The following is a 15,019-nucleotide window of genomic DNA, read 5'->3' as shown; positions in this document are numbered from 1 at the left end:
GGCCGGGGGGTTACGCCACGTTCACCCTCTGGCCCGGAGGCGCTGCCTCCAGCCATGCCAGGAAGCCCGTCAGGGCATCCTCGCTCATCGCCAGCTCCAGCCGCGTGCCCTCGTGCAGACAGATGAGGATGACCGCGTCCGACAGGAGCGCCAGTTCCTCGTCGCCGAAAGGCGACCTCCGCTCCAGCACCTCGATGGACGCGCGCTCCAGCATCCGCCGCGGCCGCGGTGCGTACGAGAAGACCCGGAACCACTCGATCCGGTCACTGTTGTAGCGGGCGACGCCGTACACCCAGCCCTTGCCGTCCGCGGGGCCCTGCTCCGGGACGTTCCAGCGCAGACTGCAGTCGAACGTACCGCCGGAGCGCTGGATCAGGCGCCTCCGCAGCCCGAAGACGAAGAGTCCCACCAGCACCAGCAGGACGACGACGCCGCTCACGAGCAGAGCGAGGACCATCTCCACCGACCTCCTCGCATCATCTAGAGCAACGGGCTTGTATTACCTCAGCCGCGGACCGCCCTGGAATGTTCCAGTGCGGTCCGCGGCTGAGGGACGAACTCATCGGGCCGTGGGCTAGTGCCCCGCGACCGCTCGCAGCCGGACGTCGGCGCGCCGCTCGGCGGCGGCGTCCGCCGCCGACTTGGCACGCTCCAGCGCCCGCTCCGCACGCTGGATGTCGATCTCATCGGCGAGCTCCGCGACCTCGGCGAGCAGCGAGAGCTTGTCATCCGCGAACGAGATGAACCCGCCGTGCACCGCGGCGACGACATTGCCGTCGGCGGTCCTGATGGTCACCGGGCCGGACTCCAGCACACCGAGCAGCGGCTGGTGGCCGGGCATGACGCCGATGTCACCCGATGTGGTACGCGCGATGACCAGAGTGGCCTCGCCGGACCAGACGCTTCGGTCCGCCGCGACCAGCTCGACGTGCAGCTCAGCAGCCAACGTGGCTCCTCGGGTCTTCACCTGCCGGGCACGACAGGTGTTGGGTCAAAGAATAGGGGACGTGGCTGCCGGGGGCGGGAGCGCCCCGCCCCCGGCAGCGGACGAGCACGGGGCTCAGGAGACGCCCAGCTCCTTGGCGTTCTTCTTCAGGTCCTCGAGACCACCGCACATGAAGAAGGCCTGCTCGGGGAAGTGGTCGTACTCACCGTCGCAGATGGCGTTGAACGCCGAGATCGACTCGTCCAGCGGGACGTCGGAGCCGTCGACACCGGTGAACTGCTTCGCCGCGTGGGTGTTCTGCGACAGGAAGCGCTCGACGCGACGGGCGCGGTGGACAACGAGCTTGTCCTCCTCGCCGAGCTCGTCGATACCGAGGATCGCGATGATGTCCTGGAGGTCCTTGTACTTCTGCAGGATGCCGCGGACCCGCATGGCGGTGTCGTAGTGGTCCTGCGCGACGTAGCGCGGGTCCAGGATGCGGGACGTCGAGTCCAGCGGGTCGACCGCCGGGTAGATGCCCTTCTCCGAGATCGGACGCGACAGCACGGTCGTGGCGTCCAGGTGGGCGAAGGTGGTCGCCGGGGCCGGGTCGGTCAGGTCGTCCGCGGGGACGTAGATCGCCTGCATCGAGGTGATCGAGTGACCACGGGTCGAGGTGATGCGCTCCTGGAGGATGCCCATCTCGTCCGCGAGGTTCGGCTGGTAACCCACCGCGGAGGGCATGCGGCCCAGCAGGGTGGAGACCTCGGAACCGGCCTGGGTGAAGCGGAAGATGTTGTCGATGAAGAACAGCACGTCCTGCTTCTGCACATCGCGGAAGTACTCCGCCATGGTCAGACCGGCCAGGGCCACGCGCAGACGGGTGCCCGGGGGCTCGTCCATCTGGCCGAAGACCAGCGCGGTCTTGTCGAGAACGCCGGCCTCCTCCATCTCGACCATGAGGTCGTTGCCCTCACGGGTGCGCTCACCGACGCCGGCGAAGACGGAAACGCCCTCGTGCAGCTTCGCCACACGCATGATCATTTCCTGGATCAGCACGGTCTTGCCGACACCGGCACCACCGAACAGACCGATCTTGCCGCCCTTGACGTACGGGGTCAGCAGGTCGACGACCTTCAGGCCGGTCTCGAACATCTCGGTCTTGGACTCGAGCTGGTCGAAGGCCGGGGCCTTGCGGTGGATGGTCCAGCGCTCGGCGTCGGCCACCGAGGACGGGTCCTCGTTGAGGACCTGGCCCAGGGTGTTGAACACCTTGCCCTTGGTCACGTCACCGACGGGGACGGTGATGCCCGTGCCGGTGTTGGTCACCGGGGCCTGGCGGACCAGGCCGTCGGTGGGCTGCATGGAGATCGCGCGGACCAGGCCCTCACCCAGGTGCTGGGCGACCTCGAGGGTCAGGGTCTTGCGACCGCCCTCCTCGGCCGGGTCGTCGACCTCGACGTGCAGAGCGTTGTAGATCTCCGGCATCGCGTCGACGGGGAACTCCACGTCGACGACGGGGCCGATGACCCGCGCGACGCGGCCCGTGGCGGCGGCCGTCTCAACAGTGGTCGTCATTAGTTGTCACTCCCCGCGGTCGCGTCGGCCAGAGCGCTGGCGCCACCGACGATCTCGCTGATTTCCTGGGTGATGTCGGCCTGTCGGGCCGCATTGGCAAGCCGCGTGAGCGACTTGATGAGCTCTTCTGCGTTGTCGGTCGCGGACTTCATCGCACGGCGGCGGGCGGCGTGCTCGGAAGCGGCGGCCTGCAGCAGCGCGTTGTAGATCCGGGACTCCACGTACCGCGGAAGCAGTGCGTCGAGGACCCCTTCGGCCGACGGCTCGAAGTCGAACAGCGGCATGAGCCTGCCGGGCGCCGAAGCCTCCGTGGCCTCCTGCTCCACCGGGGCCTTCTCCAGGCTCAGCGGCAGCAGGCGGTTGTCGACCGGCGTCTGCGTCATCATCGAGACGAACTCGGTGAAGACGATGTGCAGCTCGTCCACGCCGCCCTCGGCGGTGTCCTTCTGAACGGCCTCGATCAGCGGCCCCGCGATGCGCTTGGCATCGGCGTAGGCCGGGCTGTCCGTGAAACCGGTCCAGGACTCCGCCACCGGGCGCTCCCGGAAGCCGTAGTACGCGACGCCCTTGCGGCCGACGATGTACGTGACGACGTCCTTGCCCTCGGCCCGGAGGCGCTCGGTGAGCGTCTCCGCCGCCTTGATGGCGTTCGCGGAGTACCCGCCGGCCAGACCGCGGTCGCTCGTGACGAGCAGCACCGCGGCCCGGACCGGGTTCTCCGCCTCGGTGGTCAGGGCGTGCTTGGTGGTGGACCCGGTGGCAACCGCGGTCACTGCCCGGGTGAGCTCACTGGCGTACGGAGTCGATGCGGCCACCTGGCGCTGCGCCTTGACGATGCGCGAGGCGGCGATCATCTCCATCGCCTTGGTGATCTTCTTGGTCGCGGAGACGGACTTGATCCGCCTCTTGTAGACCCGGATCTGGGCACCCATGCTCAGCCCTCGCCCAGCAGCTTGCCGTCCGAGGTCTCGAACTGCTGCTTGAAGGACGCGATCGCGTCGCCCACGGCCTGCAGCGTGTCGTCGGACATCTTGCCGCCCTCACGGATGGAGGTCATGAGGCCCTTGTGCTCGCGGTGCAGGAAGTCCAGCAGCTCGCGCTCGAAGCGGCGGATGTCCTCGACCGGGACGTCGTCCATCTTGCCGGTGGTGCCGGCCCAGATGGAGACGACCTGGTCCTCGGTGGAGTACGGGGCGTACTGCGCCTGCTTCAGCAGCTCGACCATGCGCTTACCGCGCTCCAGCGAGGCCTTGGAGGCCGCGTCCAGGTCGGAACCGAAGGCCGCGAAGGCCTCCAGCTCACGGAACTGGGCGAGGTCCACGCGGAGCCGGCCGGAGACCTGCTTCATGGCCTTGTGCTGGGCGGAGCCACCGACACGCGAGACCGAGATACCGACGTTCAGGGCCGGGCGCTGGCCGGCGTTGAACAGGTCGGACTCCAGGAAGCACTGGCCGTCGGTGATGGAGATGACGTTGGTCGGGATGAACGCCGAGACGTCGTTGGCCTTGGTCTCGACGATCGGCAGACCGGTCATCGAGCCGGCACCCATCTCGTCGGAGAGCTTGGCGCAGCGCTCCAGCAGACGCGAGTGCAGGTAGAAGACGTCACCCGGGTAGGCCTCGCGGCCCGGCGGGCGGCGCAGCAGCAGCGAGACGGCGCGGTAGGCGTCGGCCTGCTTCGACAGGTCGTCGAAGACGATCAGGACGTGCTTGCCCTGGTACATCCAGTGCTGACCGATGGCCGAGCCGGTGTAGGGGGCGAGGAACTTGAAGCCCGCCGGGTCGGACGCGGGAGCGGCGACGATCGTCGTGTACTCCAGCGCACCGGCCTCCTCCAGCGCCGCGCGCACGGAGGCGATGGTCGAGCCCTTCTGGCCGATGGCGACGTAGATGCAGCGGACCTGCTTCTTCGGGTCGCCGGTGCGCCAGTTGTCGCGCTGGTTGATGATCGTGTCGACGGCCAGCGCGGTCTTGCCGGTCTGGCGGTCACCGATGACCAGCTGACGCTGACCACGGCCGACCGGGGTCATCGCGTCGACGGCCTTGTAGCCCGTCTCCATCGGCTCGTGGACCGACTTGCGCTGCATGACCGTGGGGGCCTGCAGCTCAAGGGCGCGCCGTCCCTCGGTCGCGATCTCGCCGAGGCCGTCGATCGGGTTGCCCAGCGGGTCGACGACGCGGCCGAGGTAGCCCTCGCCGACCGCGACGGAGAGCACCTCACCGGTGCGCTGCACCGGCTGGCCCTCCTCGATGCCGCTGAACTCGCCGAGGACGACCGCACCGATCTCGCGCTCCTCGAGGTTGAGGGCGAGACCGAGGGTTCCGTCCTCGAACCGCAGCAGCTCGTTCGCCATGGCCGAGGGAAGGCCCTCGACCTTAGCGATGCCGTCGCCGGCAACGCTGACCGTACCGACCTCCTCGCGCGAGGCCGCGTCCGGCTTGTACGCCTGGACAAAGTTCTCCAGCGCGTCCCGGATCTCCTCCGGCCGGATCGTGAGCTCCGCCATCTGGGTTCCCTGCTCTCCTTGTTGGGCCCGAAGTATTTCTTCTCCGGAGGCCGGTTTCCGCAGCTCGCGCTGCTGGCCCCCGGAGGACACCGTCGGCCCAACTCGGGCCGTCAGTCATGCTCTTGAGTTGGTGGCTGTCAGCCGGCCATCCGCCGGTCCGCCTCGGCGAGGCGGTCCGCGATGCTGCCGTTGATGACCTCGTCGCCGATCCGCACCTGCACACCGCCGAGGATCTCGGGGTCGATGTCCAGGTTGAGGTGGACGCGGCGCCCGTACAGCTTGGCGAGGGCGTCGCCGAGCCGCTGCTTCTGGGCGTCGCTCATCGGCACCGCGGACGTGACCACCGCGACCACACGGTCCCGGCGATCGGCCGCCAGCTTGGAGAGGGCGTTCAGCCCCGCCTCCAGGCTACGGCCCCGCGGCTGTGCCACAAGGCGGACAACGAGTCGCTCGGTGACCGGATTGGCCCGGCCCCCCAGCAGCTCGCGCACCAGGGCGGCCTTCGCCGAGCGGTTCGCGACCTTGTCCGTCAGCGCGGCCCGCAGCTCGGAGCTGGAGGCGACGATCCGGCCGAAGCGGAACAGCTCGTCCTCGACGTCGTCCAGGACACCGGCGCGCTCGGCGGCGATGAACTCGGCGCCGGAGGCCAGCTCCTCGATGGCGTCCACCAGGTCGCGCGAGCGCGACCAGCGGGAGCGGACCATCCCGGAGACCAGGTCGGCGCACTCGCCGCCCACCTGGCCGCCGAGCAGCCGCTGGGCCAGCTGGGACTTGGCCTCGCCGGCCTGCGCCGGGTCGGTCAGGACCCGGCGCAGCGACACCTCGCGGTCCAGCAGCGCGGTGACCGCGGCAAGGTCCTCGGCGAGCTTCGCCGCGTCCACGGACGTGTTGTCCGCCAGCGCGTCGAGGCGCTCACGTGCGGAGGCCAGCGCCTCCCGGCTCGCTCCGCTCATCGGTTCGCCTCTGCCTTCGTCGCACCGGCCGCCGCCTTGGCCTCGAGGTCGTCGAGGAAGCGGTCGATGGTCCGGCTCTGCCGGGCCGCGTCGGCGAGGGACTCGCCGACGATCCGGCCGGCCAGGTCGCCGGCGAGCTTGCCCACGTCCTGGCGGAGCGAGGCCGAAGCGGCCTTGCGGTCGGCCTCGATCTGGGCGTGGCCGGCAGCGATGATCTCCTCGCGCTGACGCTCACCCTCGGACCGCATCTCTGCGATCATCGACGCACCCTGCTCCTGCGCCTCCTGGCGCATGCGGGCGGCCTCATGGCGGGCGTCGGCGAGCTGTGCCCGGTAGTCCTCGAGCACCTGCTGCGCCTCGGCCTGGGCGGCCTCGGCCTTCTCCATGCCGCCTTCGATGGCCTCGCGGCGCTCGTCCAGAGTCTGGTTGATCTTCGGGAGGAGCTTCTTGCCGAGGAAGATGAAGACGATGGCGAAGGCGATCAGGCCGATGACGAGCTCTGGGAGCGGGGGCAGGAGCGGGTTCTCCAGCTCCCCCTCGCTCGCCAGGACTGCCAGGGGATTCACATCAATGCCTTCCGTCGAAAACAGTGGTCGTCAGGCTGTGATCAGGCGGACGGGTAGACGAACGGCATGACCAGACCGATCAGGGCGAGCGCCTCACAGAAGGCGAAGCCGAGGATCTGGTTGGCGCGGATCAGGCCGGCGGCCTCGGGCTGGCGGGCCAGGGCCTGGGTGCCGTTACCGAAGACGATGCCGACGCCGACGCCGGGGCCGATCGCGGCCAGGCCGTAGCCGATCGAGCCCAGGTTGCCCTTGATCTCGACACCAGCGGCGATGGTCTGGAGAGCAGCAGACATGCTCGTTCTTCCTTCTCTTTCACGGACCGGTGGGGGTTGGCCACCGGACGACTGTTGGTCTGGGGAGCGGGGGTGCTCAGTGGTGCTCTGCGAGCGCGCCCTGGACGTAGTTGGTGGCCAGCAGCACGAAGACGTACGCCTGGACGGCCTGGATGAAGAGCTCGAAGGCGGTCATCACGATCGTCATCACGAAGGAGACGCCCGCGTACGCGATCCCGATCCCGTTCAGCAGGTACCAGCTGGCGATGGTGAACATCAGGATCAGCAGGTGGCCGGCGAACATGTTGGCGAAGAGCCGCACCGCGTGGGTGAAGGGGCGGATGATCACGTTCGAGAAGAACTCGAGGGTCACCGCGAGCGGGAGGATCGGGCCCAGCGACTTGTCGTAGCCCGTGATGTTCTTCAGGCCGCCGACGAAACCGTGCTTCTTGAACGTCAGGAACATCCACAGGACGTAGACGATCAGTGCGAGCGCCGCCGGGAAGGCGATGATCGACGTCACCGGGAACTGGGCGACCGGAATGATCGACCAGAGGTTCATGATCCAGACGAAGAAGAACAGCGAGACCATGAAGGGGACGTACTTCTCGCCCTCCTTCTTGCCGAGCGAGTCGTAGACGATGCCGCGGCGCACGAAGTCGTAACCCGCCTCACCGACCATCTGCAGCTTGCCGGGGACCACCTTGGCCCGGCCGAACGCCGCCCAGAAGAAGCCGATGACGATGACCGTGGTCAGCACGGCCAGCAGCATGGGCTTGTTGAACTCGATCCCACCGACAGTGAAGAGCGGCTCGAACAGGAAGGAGTTGAGGCCTGGGGCCGGGAAGCCGCACCCGTCGAAGATGTGGCAGTTGGTCTCGAAGGCGAGCATCTCGTTAGCACTCACCGCGAGCTCCTTCAGCGTGGCGCATAGGTACGGCAACCTCGTTGTGTCGGCACGGCTCGAAGCCGCGGAACGGCACTGGACTGGTCTTGCGGATGGGGGGGCGGTCGATCGGCGCGGGGCCGGTCGCGGGCATCAGCTGCATGGACTGCCGATTCCGGCCCGGGAAACTCGGGTGTTCAGCTGCCTGCGCCCACTGTGCCTCAGATGGCACCGGACGATAGCAGGTGAGCGCCGGCACCTTTATCGCGGCCCTACCGGTCACGTCGGGGACCCGGCGGGCGCGGACTTCTTCGCCTCGGCGGATTCCGGATCGACATAAAGGATCTTGGCCTTCAGATACGCCCGGGTCTGCGCGGCGGTCCACACGAGGACCGCTCCGAGCAGCGCAAAGGCGAACGCCCGGGTGTTGAAGAGCGACGTGTCCCGGAAGACCGCGAGAACGACCGCGGAGATCAGGAACTGCGTCACGTAGAGCACCAGGCCCATGGCCTGGAACAGGTGCGGGAAGGACTTGGCCGTGCGCTGGAGAACGAAGAGGCCGAGGGCCATCACGCCGCCCGCCACGAGGGTGCCGACGACGGCGCCGACCGCACCCTTGCCGCCGGCGAGCACACCGCTGACGGCGGCGGCGACGAGGCCGGCCACGGCGGTCGGGACGGCGCACTGCAGGAGTGTTCGGGCGTCGTTGGACTGCATGAAGGGTTTCTCCGGCGATGAGGTCGGAAGCAACGATTCGTCGTGGACGAGCGTATCCCCGGAAATGCTCACGGCTTGCGACGAAGGACCGCCGCACTACGGTCCATCGGCTCTAGCACCGGGTTTCGTGAACGGTATCACAAACTATTTGATGAGGTCTTTACCTACATCGTGTGCCGGACGTCACACGCAAGGGTCACGTCGCTGGTCAGGGCGCTGACGAGGGGTGGGTTCTCTGATAGAGAACCCGTCCCGAACCCGGCCGGACCCGGGCCTAGCCGTTGCTGCTGATCCTCGTGAAACGCGAGCGGTCGCCGATGGCGGTGGCGCCGTGGATGCCCGCCGGGACGGGCTCGCGCTCCTCGCCGGGCTCCCCCGCTTCCGCGGCCGGCTCCCCCGGCTCCGCGGCGGCCTCCGCCGACGGGGCGGGGGCCGGCTTGCGGCGGCGGTAGCGCGGCGGGACGAACGCCTCGGCCCAGCGCGGGGCGCGCGGCTTGAAGCGCGGGAGCAGCAGGAGGACCAGGCCCGCCGCGCTCAGCGCGACGATCAGCAGCAGGATCCAGGTGCTCGCGGAGTGCACGGAGTAGGCGACCGTGCCGAAGGCGATGAGCCCCGACCAGAAGTACATGATCAGCACCGCGCGGCTGTGCGAGTGCCCGATCTCCAGCAGCCGGTGGTGGAGGTGGCCGCGGTCCGCGGCGAACGGCGACTGGCCGTTCCAGGTGCGCCGCACGATGGCGAGCAGCAGGTCGGCCACCGGCACCGCGATCACCGTCAGCGGCAGCAGCAGCGGGATGTAGACCGGCACCGTGGCGTGCACGACGGCGCGCTCCGAGCCGCCCGTGAACGCGTTGAGCACATCGGGGTCGACCTGGCCGGTGATGGAAATGGCGCCCGCGGCCAGCACCAGCCCGATGAGCATCGAGCCGGAATCGCCCATAAAGATTCGTGCAGGGTGCATGTTGTGCGGGAGGAATCCCAGGCACATGCCCATCAGGATCGCGGCGAACAGCGTCGCGGGGGCGGCCGCCTCCACGTTGTGCCCGAACCAGAGCCGGTACGCGTAGAGGAAGAACGCGGCGGCGGCGATGCACACCATCCCGGAGGCCAGGCCGTCCAGGCCGTCGACGAAATTGACCGCGTTGATGGTGATGACCACGAGCGCGACGGTGAGCAGCGTGCCCTGCATGGGGGTGAGCCCGACGGTGCCCACGCCGGGCACGGGGATCCACAGGATCGTCAGGCCCTGGAGCACCATCACACCGGCAGCGATCATCTGGCCGCCCAGCTTGACCAGGGCGTCCACGCCCCACTTGTCGTCGAGCACGCCGAGGATCCAGATCAGCCCGGCGCCGGAGAGCAGCGCTCTCGGCTCGCTGTGGAGCTCGAAGACCTTGCCGAGGTTGGACAGGTGGGCGGCCACCAGCAGCCCCGCGCACAGCCCGCCGAACATCGCGATCCCGCCCAGCCGTGGCGTCGGCTCCCGGTGGACGTCGCGAGCGCGGATCTCCGGCATCGCGCCGGCCACGATCGCGAACTTCCGCACCGGTCCCGTCAGCAGATAGGTGACTGCCGCGGTGACGCACAGCGTCAGCAGGTATTCACGCACGGGCTGCCCCAGAGGTCGCGCTGGACATCACAGCCCCACACCATATTCGCGTCCGCCCCCGATCCGTGAATACAGCCGTAGACGTACGGCCACGCGCGATGGTTGCACCCGTCAGATGTGGCCGGGATAAGGAGCGTAGACGGGGAAGCCCGCCGCGAGCCGGGCGACCTCCCCGCGCAGGCCTCCGTCGCGGCCCGCGCCCCTGAGCGCCGCCCCGATGAGCATCCCGATCCGCGCCATCTCCGGCTCGCGCATGCCCTGCGTGGTGACGGCGGCGGTGCCCAGCCGCAGGCCGTGGGCCGTGTCGTGCGGCAGCCCGCAGACGTCCAGGACGATGCCCGCCGCGGCGAGCCTGCCGCGGGCCGTGGCGGCCTCCAGGGCGAGCCCGGAGACGTCGGCGGTGATGATGTGCGTGTCCGTGCCGCCCGTGGTCACAGAGAGGCCCTCAGCGGCCAGGGCGGAGGCGAGGGCGCGCGCGTTGGCCACCACCTGATGGGCGTACGCGGCGAAGGCCGGCGCCGACGCCTCCCCGAAGGCCACCGCCTTCGCCGCGACGGTGTGCATCTGGGCGCCGCCCTGCGTGAACGGGAAGACCGCCCGGTCGACGCGGCCCGCGAGCTCCGCGCGGCAGAGGACCATCCCGCCGCGCGGGCCGCGCAGCACCTTGTGGGTGGTCGCGCACACCACGTCGGCGTACGGGACGGGGTTCGGCGCCGCTCCCCCGGCGACCAGCCCGATGGGGTGGGCGGCGTCCACGATCAGGTACGCGCCGACGTCGTCGGCGATCTCTCGGAAGGCCGCGTAGTCCGGGTGGCGCGGGTACGAGATCGAGCCGCAGACGATGGCCGCGGGCCGGTGCTCGCGGGCCAGGACCTGCACCTGGTCGTAGTCGATGAGGCCGGTGTCGCGGCGGACGCCGTAGCCGGTGAAGGAGAACCAGCGGCCGGAGAAGTTGGCGGGCGAGCCGTGGGTGAGGTGGCCGCCGTACCGCAGGCCCATGGCCAGCACCGTGTCGCCCGGGCTGAGCAGCGCGGCGTAGGCGGCGAGCATCGCGGAGGAGCCGGAGTGGGGCTGCACATTGGCGTGCTCGGCGCCGAACAGGGCCTTCGCGCGCCCGACGGCCATGCGCTCGGCCAGGTCGACCAGCTCGCAGCCGCCGTGATGGCGGGCGCCGGGATAGCCCTCGGCGTACTTGTTGGCCAGCGGGGAGCCGAGGGCGGCGAGGACGGCCGGCGAGGTGAAGTTCTCGGCGGCGATCAGCTGGAGGCCCGTGGACTGGCGCTCCAGCTCGGCGAGCACCAGGCCCGCCAGTTCGGGGTCCTGACGGCGCAGCGCGTCGAAGTCGGGGCTCCAGTGGGTACGGGGGGCTGCTGCGGTGACCGGCATGGCGCGCTCCGGGCCTCGGGAGGTGCACGGAATTCAGAGACCGACGTTCAGGGACCGGATGCAGGGATCCGACACCACTCAGCGTAGGCCCGCCCGCGCGGCGGTGCAGGCGGCGTCGGCCGGTCGGGACCCGGCGCAGCCACCGGGCGGGTCAGGGCCGGTCAGGGCGCGCCGGCACGCCCGGTGAGCGCCGTGAGGACCGGGTCGAGGGCCTGGTTGATCTCGTCGCCGATGGAGCGGAAGAAGGTGATCGGGGCGCCGTAGGGGTCGTGGACCTCGTCGGCCTCCGCGTTCGGCGCGAGGAGCCAGCCGCGCAGGGCGGCGGCGGCCTGCACCAGGGCGCGGGCGCGGTCGACCACGCCGCCGGCCCGCTCGGGGTCCGGCAGCGTCGCCGGGTCTATGGCCCGCACCAGCCGGGTGAACTCCTTCAGCGTGAAGGTGCGCAGCCCCGCCGAGTGGCCCATGGAGATGACCTGGGCGCGGTGGTCGCGGGTGGCGGTCAGGACCAGGTCGGCGCGGATGACGTGCTCGTCCAGCAGCTCCCGGCCGGTGAACCCGTCCGGGTCGGCGCCGAGGTCGGCGAGGACGGTGGCGGCGTGCGCCTCCATCGGGGCGCCCTCGTGACCCCAGGTGCCGGCGCTCTCCACCACCAGGCCGCCCGCGAAGGGGTCGCCGAGGCGGTCGGTGAGGGCATGGCGGGTCAGCCGCTCGGTGATGGGCGAGCGGCAGACGTTGCCGGTGCTGACGTGGAGGATGCGGAACGTGCCGGCCTCGGCCGCCGTGCCGTGTCCCGCTATGCCACGCCCCTGCGGGGCGATCAATTCGCCACCTCGAGGTCGGGTACCACCTCGCGGAGCTGCTCGGCGCTGATCGCGCCGGCGCGCAGCAGGACGGGCACCTTGCCCGTGACGTCCACGATGGAGGACGGCACGTCGGCGGGGGTGGGGCCGCCGTCGAGGTAGACGGAGACGGAGTCGCCGAGCATCTCCTGGGCGGCGTCGCAGTCCTGCGGCGCCGGGTGGCCGGTGAGGTTGGCGCTGGAGACGGCCATCGGGCCGAACTCGGTGAGCAGCTCGATGGCGACCGGGTGCAGCGGCATCCGGACGGCCACGGTGCCGCGGGTCTCGCCCAGGTCCCAGGTCAGGGAGGGCTGGTGGGTGGCGACGAGGGTGAGCGCGCCGGGCCAGAAGGCGTCGACGAGCTCCCAGGCCTGCTCGGAGAAGTCGGTGACGAGCCCGTGCAGGGTGTTCGGGGAGCCGACGAGGACGGGCGAGGGCATGCCGCGGCCGCGGCCCTTGGCCTGCAGGAGATCGCCGACGGCCTCGCGGCTGAAGGCGTCCGCACCGATGCCGTACACGGTGTCGGTGGGCAGCACGACCAGCTCACCGCGGCGCACCGCGGCGACGGCCTCGCGCAGGCCGGTCTTGCGGTCGGTCGCGTCGCTGCAGTCGTATCGCCGTGCCATCACATCTCCTTCGCGAAGCGCTTGCTGTGCGTGCTGTCAGTGCTGCTGTACGTCGTGGGTGCCGGTGCGCCGGTCACGCGGTCGCCCTGCGGGCCGTCGCGAACCGGGGGCGCTTGTTGAGGTCGGGGTGGTCGGCCGCGTCGGCCCAGCCCTTCTCCTCGGTGAAGATCCACGGGACCTGGCCGCCCTGGGTGTCGGCGTGCTCGATGACGACGACGCCGCCCGGGCGCAGCAGCCGGTGGGCGGTGCGCTCGATGCCGCGGATGGCGTCGAGGCCGTCCTCGCCGGAGAAGAGGGCGAGCTGCGGGTCGTGGTCGCGGGCCTCGGGGGCGACGTACTCCCACTCGGTGAGCGGGATGTACGGGGGGTTGCTGATGACGAGGTCGACCTGGCCGTCGAGCTCGGGCAGCGCGGTGAGGGCGTCGCCGTGGTGCAGGGTGACGCGGGAGCCCTCGGTGTTCTTGGCGGCCCAGCCGTGCGCCGTCTCGTCGAGCTCGACGGCGTGCACGCGCGAGCGCGGCACCTCCTGGGCGAGGGCGAGGGCGATGGCGCCGGAGCCGGTGCACAGGTCGACGATCAGGGGCTCGACGACGTCCATGGCGCGGACGGCGTCTATGGCCCAGCCGACGACCGATTCGGTCTCGGGGCGGGGGACGAAGACGCCGGGGCCGACCTGGAGCTCCAGGTAGCGGAAGAAGGCGCGGCCGGTGATGTGCTGGAGGGGCTCCCGGGCCTCGCGGCGGGCGACGGCCTCCCAGTAGCGGGCGTCGAAGTCGGCGTCGGCGACCTGGTGCAGTTCACCCCGCTTGACGCCGTGCACGAAGGCGGCGAGCTCCTCCGCGTCGAAGCGCGGAGAAGGTACGCCGGCGTCGGCCAGCCGCTGAGTGGCTTGCGCCACTTCGGCGAGCAGCAGATTCACAGTGGTCCTCTCGCGTCTTCGTTCGTCGTCCCCGGCCGCCGGCCCGGCCCTGCGTCAGGGCCGTTCCGGCGGTCGCGGACGTGCTTCTCGGTCTGCGGTCAGCCCGCGGCGGCGAGCTTGGCGGCGGAGTCGGCGTCGACGCACGCCTGGATCACCGGGTCCAGCTCGCCGTCGAGCACCTGGTCCAAGTTGTACGCCTTGAAGCCGACCCGGTGGTCCGAGATGCGGTTTTCCGGGAAGTTGTACGTACGGATCTTCTCGGAGCGGTCGACCGTGCGGACCTGGCTGCGGCGCGCGTCGGCGGCCTCGGCCTCGGCCTTCTCCTGGGCCGCGGCGAGCAGCCGCGAGCGCAGGATGCGCAGGGCCTGCTCCTTGTTCTGGAGCTGGCTCTTCTCGTTCTGGCAGGAGGCGACGACGCCGGTCGGCAGGTGGGTGATGCGGACCGCGGAGTCCGTGGTGTTCACGGACTGGCCGCCGGGGCCGGAGGAGCGGTAGACGTCGATGCGCAGGTCGTTCATGTTGATCTCGACGTCGACCTCCTCGGCCTCGGGCGTGACGAGCACGCCGGCGGCGGAGGTGTGGATGCGGCCCTGCGACTCGGTGGCCGGCACGCGCTGGACGCGGTGCACGCCGCCCTCGTACTTCAGCCGGGCCCACACGCCCTGGCCGGGCTCGGTGGCGCCCTGGCCGCCCTTGGTCTTCACCGCGACCTGGACGTCCTTGTAGCCGCCGAGCTCGGACTCGGTGGTGTCGATGATCTCGGTCTTCCAGCCGACGCGCTCGGCGTAGCGCAGGTACATCCGCAGGAGGTCACCGGCGAACAGGGCGGACTCGTCGCCGCCCGCACCGGCCTTGATCTCCAGGATGACGTCCTTGTCGTCGCTCGGGTCGCGCGGGACGAGGAGCAGGCGGAGCTTCTCGGTGAGCTCCTCGCGCTGCTTCTCCAGGTCCTTGACCTCGGCGGCGAAGTCGGGGTCGTCGGCGGCGAACTCGCGAGCGGTCTCGATGTCGTCCCCGGCCTGCTTCCAGGAGCGGTAGGTCCCGACGATCGGCGTCAGCTCGGCGTAGCGCTTGTTGAGCTTGCGGGCGTTGGCCTGGTCCGCGTGCACGGCGGGGTCGGCGAGCCGCTTCTCGAGGTCGGCGTGCTCGCCGAGCAGTTCCTCGACTGCCTCGAACATGGGGTTTCCCTAGCTGCTGGAAGTGACGGGCCTGCTGGACGACAAAGCGCCGGTCCGGT

16 protein-coding genes are annotated in these 15,019 nt (G+C 70.2%); all 16 read right to left on the bottom strand.

The window, feature by feature from the left end; translation table 11 throughout:
* Nucleotides 1-10 precede the first annotated feature (10 nt).
* On the bottom strand, nucleotides 11-457 hold the full coding sequence (locus PS271_RS20320) for a DUF2550 domain-containing protein (RefSeq protein ID WP_398383551.1): 447 nt from the start codon (nucleotides 455-457) through the stop codon (nucleotides 11-13).
* Nucleotides 458-574: 117 nt separating this feature from the next.
* Complete coding sequence (locus PS271_RS20315) at nucleotides 575-946, bottom strand: F0F1 ATP synthase subunit epsilon (protein WP_120753745.1); 372 nt, start codon at nucleotides 944-946, stop codon at nucleotides 575-577.
* A 114-nt stretch (nucleotides 947-1,060) separates the two neighbouring features.
* Nucleotides 1,061-2,503: a F0F1 ATP synthase subunit beta gene (atpD, locus tag PS271_RS20310; RefSeq protein WP_398383549.1), complete on the bottom strand. Its 1,443-nt coding sequence runs from the start codon at nucleotides 2,501-2,503 to the stop codon at nucleotides 1,061-1,063.
* Nucleotides 2,503-3,435, bottom strand: coding sequence for a F0F1 ATP synthase subunit gamma (locus PS271_RS20305; RefSeq protein WP_398383547.1), 933 nt, complete (start codon nucleotides 3,433-3,435; stop codon nucleotides 2,503-2,505). The genes atpD and PS271_RS20305 overlap by 1 nt, the downstream gene beginning before the upstream one ends.
* A 2-nt stretch (nucleotides 3,436-3,437) precedes the next feature.
* A complete protein-coding gene (gene atpA / locus PS271_RS20300; protein WP_235484414.1) occupies nucleotides 3,438-5,009 on the bottom strand; it encodes a F0F1 ATP synthase subunit alpha in 1,572 nt (523 codons plus the stop codon).
* 137 nt (nucleotides 5,010-5,146) lie between these two features.
* Nucleotides 5,147-5,962, bottom strand: coding sequence for a F0F1 ATP synthase subunit delta (locus tag PS271_RS20295; RefSeq protein WP_398383544.1), 816 nt, complete (start codon nucleotides 5,960-5,962; stop codon nucleotides 5,147-5,149).
* On the bottom strand, nucleotides 5,959-6,528 hold the full coding sequence (locus PS271_RS20290; protein WP_106679179.1) for a F0F1 ATP synthase subunit B: 570 nt from the start codon (nucleotides 6,526-6,528) through the stop codon (nucleotides 5,959-5,961). Before PS271_RS20290 ends, PS271_RS20295 begins: the two co-directional genes overlap by 4 nt.
* A gap of 41 nt (nucleotides 6,529-6,569) precedes the next feature.
* The gene (atpE, locus tag PS271_RS20285; protein WP_087926250.1) at nucleotides 6,570-6,821 is read right to left on the bottom strand and encodes an ATP synthase F0 subunit C; all 252 of its coding nucleotides are present in this window, start codon (nucleotides 6,819-6,821) and stop codon (nucleotides 6,570-6,572) included.
* 76 nt (nucleotides 6,822-6,897) lie between these two features.
* Nucleotides 6,898-7,692 (bottom strand): F0F1 ATP synthase subunit A, encoded by a 795-nt coding sequence (gene atpB / locus PS271_RS20280; RefSeq protein WP_120753740.1) that lies wholly within the window; start codon nucleotides 7,690-7,692, stop codon nucleotides 6,898-6,900.
* A 273-nt stretch (nucleotides 7,693-7,965) separates the two neighbouring features.
* Nucleotides 7,966-8,403, bottom strand: a complete 438-nt coding sequence (locus PS271_RS20275) for a Cg1360 family ATP-synthase-associated protein (RefSeq protein ID WP_120753739.1) — start codon at nucleotides 8,401-8,403, stop codon at nucleotides 7,966-7,968.
* Nucleotides 8,404-8,677: 274 nt separating this feature from the next.
* Nucleotides 8,678-10,012, bottom strand: coding sequence for an MraY family glycosyltransferase (locus PS271_RS20270; protein WP_398383541.1), 1,335 nt, complete (start codon nucleotides 10,010-10,012; stop codon nucleotides 8,678-8,680).
* A 111-nt stretch (nucleotides 10,013-10,123) separates the two neighbouring features.
* Entirely contained in the window at nucleotides 10,124-11,398 is a 1,275-nt protein-coding gene (gene glyA, locus PS271_RS20265) for a serine hydroxymethyltransferase (RefSeq protein WP_398383539.1), read from the bottom strand.
* Nucleotides 11,399-11,559: 161 nt separating this feature from the next.
* A complete protein-coding gene (locus PS271_RS20260; RefSeq protein WP_398383537.1) occupies nucleotides 11,560-12,219 on the bottom strand; it encodes an arsenate reductase/protein-tyrosine-phosphatase family protein in 660 nt (219 codons plus the stop codon).
* Entirely contained in the window at nucleotides 12,216-12,863 is a 648-nt protein-coding gene (locus tag PS271_RS20255) for an L-threonylcarbamoyladenylate synthase (protein WP_356277232.1), read from the bottom strand. Before PS271_RS20255 ends, PS271_RS20260 begins: the two co-directional genes overlap by 4 nt.
* 73 nt (nucleotides 12,864-12,936) lie before the next feature.
* Nucleotides 12,937-13,782 carry a peptide chain release factor N(5)-glutamine methyltransferase gene (prmC, locus tag PS271_RS20250; protein WP_120753734.1) on the bottom strand — a complete coding sequence of 282 codons (846 nt, stop codon included), beginning with the start codon at nucleotides 13,780-13,782 and terminating at the stop codon, nucleotides 12,937-12,939.
* 98 nt (nucleotides 13,783-13,880) lie between these two features.
* Nucleotides 13,881-14,960, bottom strand: coding sequence for a peptide chain release factor 1 (gene prfA, locus PS271_RS20245; protein WP_356277228.1), 1,080 nt, complete (start codon nucleotides 14,958-14,960; stop codon nucleotides 13,881-13,883).
* Between the last annotated feature and the right edge of the window lie 59 nt (nucleotides 14,961-15,019).

The sequence above is a fragment of the Streptomyces sp. SCA2-17 genome, assembly GCF_044336695.1.
Note: the sequence above shows the minus strand (reverse complement) of the source record. Positions and strands in the feature narration are given on the sequence as shown.

Bases quoted from the DNA above. Each gene is read 5' to 3' on its own strand.
- prfA (WP_356277228.1), bottom strand. From the start codon at position 14,960: ATGTTCGAGGCAGTCGAGGAACTGCTCGGCGAGCACGCCGACCTCGAG.
- glyA (WP_398383539.1), bottom strand. From the start codon at position 11,398: ATGCCGGTCACCGCAGCAGCCCCCCGTACCCACTGGAGCCCCGACTTC.
- PS271_RS20255 (WP_356277232.1), bottom strand. From the start codon at position 12,863: ATGGCACGGCGATACGACTGCAGCGACGCGACCGACCGCAAGACCGGC.
- PS271_RS20320 (WP_398383551.1), bottom strand. From the start codon at position 457: ATGGTCCTCGCTCTGCTCGTGAGCGGCGTCGTCGTCCTGCTGGTGCTG.
- atpD (WP_398383549.1), bottom strand. From the start codon at position 2,503: ATGACGACCACTGTTGAGACGGCCGCCGCCACGGGCCGCGTCGCGCGG.
- PS271_RS20305 (WP_398383547.1), bottom strand. From the start codon at position 3,435: ATGGGTGCCCAGATCCGGGTCTACAAGAGGCGGATCAAGTCCGTCTCC.
- PS271_RS20295 (WP_398383544.1), bottom strand. From the start codon at position 5,962: ATGAGCGGAGCGAGCCGGGAGGCGCTGGCCTCCGCACGTGAGCGCCTC.
- PS271_RS20275 (WP_120753739.1), bottom strand. From the start codon at position 8,403: ATGCAGTCCAACGACGCCCGAACACTCCTGCAGTGCGCCGTCCCGACC.
- atpE (WP_087926250.1), bottom strand. From the start codon at position 6,821: ATGTCTGCTGCTCTCCAGACCATCGCCGCTGGTGTCGAGATCAAGGGC.
- atpA (WP_235484414.1), bottom strand. From the start codon at position 5,009: ATGGCGGAGCTCACGATCCGGCCGGAGGAGATCCGGGACGCGCTGGAG.
- atpB (WP_120753740.1), bottom strand. From the start codon at position 7,692: ATGCTCGCCTTCGAGACCAACTGCCACATCTTCGACGGGTGCGGCTTC.